Consider the following 378-nt stretch of genomic DNA (forward strand, 5'->3'; position numbering starts at 1 on the left):
CTACGAGAGCCATGACCAGCTGCGGACGCATCTCACAGATTTCCATGGCCGCCTACAACTTCGCCCGCCGGCTCAAGACCCTCAGCGGGCTCACGCCCTACGAATACGTCGCCACGATATGGACGTCAGAGCCAGACCGGTTCATCGTCGACCCGATCCACCAGATGCCGAGACTAAACACCTAGTCTGATGACGGGACCATGCACACCGTCTGAGTTTCCGGCTCAGCCCAGAGACGGTGGCGAAGTGGCGGAAGCGTGCGACGGGCGAGGATCTGAAGCCCGGGCCGAATCCACTTTCTTCCACGGCCTTGTCCGAAGCCGAGGAGGCAATGGTTGTGGCGTTCCGGCACCATGCCTTGCTGCCGCTGGATGACTG

General features: G+C 61.6%; 1 pseudogene. It reads left to right on the top strand.

Annotated elements, in window-relative coordinates:
• Positions 1 to 185: pseudogene (locus AC0IYH_RS29810) on the top strand (IS481 family transposase); the annotation flags it as partial.
• Positions 186 to 378 lie beyond the last annotated feature (193 nt).

It is taken from the genome of Pseudomonas sp. AC463 (genome assembly GCF_979253585.1).